General features: G+C 42.5%; 2 protein-coding genes. Both read right to left on the bottom strand.

Annotated features, from left to right (window positions below; translation table 11 throughout):
* The coding region (locus DBR11_RS06495) for a DUF6443 domain-containing protein (RefSeq protein ID WP_108550795.1) at nt 1-2,691 on the bottom strand (2,691 nt) is incomplete at its 3' end.
* A gap of 12 nt (nt 2,692-2,703) precedes the next feature.
* The coding region (locus DBR11_RS06490; RefSeq protein WP_233260670.1) for a hypothetical protein at nt 2,704-4,678 on the bottom strand (1,975 nt) is incomplete at its 5' end.

The following is a 4,678-nucleotide window of genomic DNA, read 5'->3' as shown; positions in this document are numbered from 1 at the left end:
TGCTCCATAATCAAGCTGTCCATCCTTATTAGGAGCACTAAACTCCGATTGCAACTCCTTGCCGTTATAAAGATACTTGTTCGGTCCATCTTTTGCAACCAAGTTTTTTCCAAATGGGTAATAATTGGTCTGTTGTAAAACTTCTAAAGCAGCACTCGGGTTCTTATAGAAACTTAACCGTACGTTACCCAAATGGTCTGTTAGGTTATATTCATAACTGTAGGCAGTTCCACTTCTTCTGGCCAGGCCTTCTTCTGTATGAATGATATTGATAGTAGCTCCATCGTATTCTATTCCATCAACATAATCCCGGGTTGCTCCATTGCTTACTTTTCTCAGCTTAGTGCCTGTGGCATCGTAGGTATAAGCCATGGTTAAACCTGATTTGCTGGCTGTAGCTGGTAAGTTCAACTGATTATAGGTTAAATTTACCCCTGTTCTTCCATCTATTTTGGCATTTCCATTTCCGTCATAGGTGTAAAGCCCTGTGGCTAGTCCACCGGTTACCTGGTTCAACCTATTGCCGGTACCCGTATAGTCATACGTTCCTAAGGTTCCGTTTCTGTTTAAACTGGCAATGTTACCCATCACGTCATAGGTCAGTATTTCACTCATTGCGATACCTGTACTGGTTCCGCTGAGTAGCCTGTTCAGTTTATCATAGCCATAGGTAAAAGTATTGGGATTGCTTCCATTAGCGCCCCAACTCTGATTGGCGATATTCCCATTAAACTGAGGTGTCGTACCATCTTGATATTTCAGGTCATAGCTGAACTGTGGGGAGGTATAGTTTTTTGTCCAGCCCCTTTCATTATAGGCATAGGTACCCGATTGAAGGAAGTTCGTGGTATCGCTGCTGTGTACGGATTTCTTGATCACCTGCCCCAGTTCATTGTAGGACATCCTGTTCAGGGCAATCTCCGGCGCGCCATTGATGGACTCCCAGGTGGCCAGTTTTCTGCCCATATGGTCCAGGTCATAGCGGGTGGAGATGGTGGTGGTAACTCCATTTCCAACATGGGTACGTTTGCTCGCTTTCAACTGCCCAATGAAGTCATAGGTATTGTCTACCACATCGGTTCCATTCACATGGTTTTGGCTTTTGCTTTGGATCACCCGCCCCTCATCATCGTAGTAATTGACTGTTAACAGCATCGTGGCTGTTCCAAGAGTATTCACCTTGGTTCCGGTGAGTAAGGTCTTGGTACGGGTGGCAGGCATTTGATCTCCGGTAGGTCCGTTAAAGCTGTTCCCTGCAAAAGAATAGTTGTCATAGTAATTGATCACCTGGGCCTCTGTACCTGCTCTCGGAAAAGCGACATTGGTATAATCTGAATTCGGAGCATCCGGTCTGCTTTCCCAGAGGCTGTTGCTTAGCCCATCTGTGCTCACTTCAGTTTGCATCGCAGGTCTGGCCAGGGCTCGGGTATATAAACCGGTCGTGATCACCCTGCCGAAAGCATCATACTTGCTGTAGTTCCATTTGCCCGATCCTCTTAGCAGGGAGTCCTGGCTCAGCACCACCTGGTCAAGGGTATTGTAGACCAGGTATTCCCAGCCTTTTCCGGGAATCTGTTTTTCGGTTAAGCGCTTGCGGCCATCATAATGGTAACCATAAATGAAGTTCTTAAAGGCAGCATCACTTTCTGTAAAGCTGTTGATGTTGGAGCCGTTTTCATTTACTGCCGGAGGCAATACATACCGAAGGTTGCCCAGGTCATCATACACATAATAGGTAGACAGACTTTTGGTATCGGTTTCCCATACTCTTTTGAGCACCACATGATCTTCAAAGTCTTTGTATTCATCCACAGTACCCCCGTTTCCGCTCACCCAGTTCTCATCTTTAATCTTGGTTTTATACAGTATTCCATTGGAGTAGGAGCCCAGAGATGAAGCCCCCGAGGAGGTCACTGTCCACAATTTGACGGGCTCTGCAGCGACATTGGTTCCGTATTCACTTACCACGGTTCTTCCTGCGGTAGCCGTACGGCTGGCTGCAGGCTGCCAGGCATCTCCTGGTGCACCCTGCTGCTCGACCCGGTTTAAAGGGCTGGCTTCAAAGATGGTGACAGAGAAAGGAGTAGCTGTGGTTTTGATGCCAGCCGTACTGGTGTAAAAGGCAGCCTGTCCTGTCCCAGTGGTTAAGGCATCGGTGCGGTACGCACCACCATTACTCACTGCAGCATAAGGCTGGTATTTCACAGCTTCTCTTCCAAAAGCATCATAAGCTATGGGCTGCACCATATCCCGGAAGCCTGGGCTTCCCTGCACAGTTACTGTTTGAAGAGGTCTTCCTAATCCATCGATATATTGGACGGTCTGGTTGACCTCACAGGTGCTGAGGTTTTGTCGGGTGTCATTATCTGTCAGGATACCTGGTTTTTTAAACGTTTTGGTGAGGATGTAATTCTGATTGGCACTTACCGTATTTAAGGTATTGATGGCCGCAACACATTTTTCAAAACTCAGTCCGGTGGTATAAATTCGTACCGTTTTCCCCGATGGGATATAAAATCCCGGCTTTAAGGTAACACTACCGCGGGCCGTGATTTCTGCTTCGTTGTTATATATGGACACCTCTCTATCCTGCCCCTGTTGGGCATGAGCCTTGAAGGCTGGTAAAAATAATGCTGCCAGAGCGGCAAAGGAATATTTGATCCGCTTTGTCCTATTTGATCTTGTTTTCATATGGAGCGCTGGTTAGGGCTTGTAGTGATAGGTGCTATTTTTCAGGATGTTTCCATTCTGGTCTTTCACGTTCTTCAATCGTTGGAATCCATCGTATTCATAATAGGTCGTTTGTCCTTTGGAATCTGTTTGACTCGTCATACCAATTAATGGATCGTAAGTAAAAGTCGTCATTAAAGCTCCCTCAGGGTACAGCCTTAATTCATCAATAATTACATCTCCCGAAATTGTAATATTAGAAGTGCCGGATATAATATGTTCATAATATGTTCTGCCATTAGCAGTTATACCTGCTTTACCACTTAAACCGTTTACTACCGCCGAATTACCAGAACTAAAATAGGATACGATAAATGTTTTAGTATTATCTAGTCCGTTTTTCGCGATGCTGGAACCATTAAGTAGATAACCTTTTTGATTCATGAAACTTACTGGTGTACCGCTATAACTCCAATTACCACGACCTTCATCTTCAAAGGATGTATAAGCAACCTGAGAGGCAGATGCATTTTTTACATCAGCAATTACATAAAGTCCTTTATATCCCCAAATCAGAGCATTAGTAAGTTTATTTTCAGTTGTGTATTGCAAAAGAGTACTATTCAACGGGTCATAAAAATCATATGTTGTTATAGCTGGGCTATAAGTCTGTCCATTCCCATCAAAATAATTTATTGTATTCTTGCTTTGTACTATTTTGTCTCCGCTCAAAACAAATTCTTTAACCCTATTATCTATTTGGACAAATGTTGGTGTTTTACTCCCCTTATGCATTGTTGACACTCTAACCACATCTGAAATTCTATTTCTATTTATCATTTCCTGAAGAGCTGGAGAATTGTCGGGAGAATTAACAGGATAAGTATAGATCAATCTGGTAAGAGCACCATCCGCCGCTGCTTTCCAGACTTCTGTTCTCCTATTTAAATCATCATAACTGTTCAACGTGGTTAATTTCACACTATCAATACCATTAAAATAATCTGTTTCAATCACCCTAGTTAGGTTGGTTTTCACATCAAATATTGGATAATATCCGACTAGAAAATGGGTCTCGTACATTAATTCTGGAGGAGACGGCACACTCACGAAGTAGGAATTACCATAAGAAAATATTCTTGCTCCATAATAAATAGAGGAACTTGATATTGAGTACTCGTTATCAATTTTTCGCAACAGAACATTTGCCTCGTTAAATATCTTAGTTGATTTCACTGAACCATTCTCTGGTTTTGATATTGATTTAACGGTTGGTACACTGCATTCCAACACACGGTTCCCAATACTATAATTATATTCATCTACGTCGTTATTGAACTCCATTACAGTCTTTCCTGAGCTCCTATTTTCATCTACATTTGACTTCGTTACTCTGCTATAACCGACTCCGTTTATGGATGACAATGGATTACTTGAGAAAATTCCGTTTGATGACAATACGGTTAAATTATAATCATATAGATATAATCGCCGACCAAGATCTACTGTTCCAGTTAACATCCTGTAGGGAACCTGCCGTATCAATTGTAAAGGACTAATTAGTTTCCCTCCTTCGTAGTTATAGACTATCTTAGATATTGGGGTTACCGCCCCGTTATCAAAATGTTTAATCGACTTCACCCTAAGTCCAGCTCCCTGAACAATCTGATTGGATGAAGGAAAACTCGGCATTTGATTTTTATCAAATTCATTTAATTCATAGTCAAACGTTACTTTTCCACCAGTGGGGTAGCGGATCTCTTCCAATATTCCAGCCCTTGCATAATTTAAATCTGCATTTTTGTTATTGCCATTATCTCCAAATTCTGGACGATTAAATTCCACTGGATTCGGTACCAAAGAAATATTTGTGAGTTTGCCATTGTAAAAACCCCAATAATCTCGCGCAAAGGAATTTTTTCTAGGCAACATTGTTGTGTTATATGAAAACTGATAACTCCCCCCATTTACCTCCTGCACATTATCTAATTTCAACCGCAACAAGGAC

The sequence above is a fragment of the Pedobacter sp. HMWF019 genome, from assembly GCF_003061025.1.
Taxonomy (GTDB): domain Bacteria; phylum Bacteroidota; class Bacteroidia; order Sphingobacteriales; family Sphingobacteriaceae; genus Pedobacter.
The sequence above is the reverse complement of the archived record's forward strand: the minus strand, read 5'-3'. Positions and strand labels throughout refer to the sequence as shown.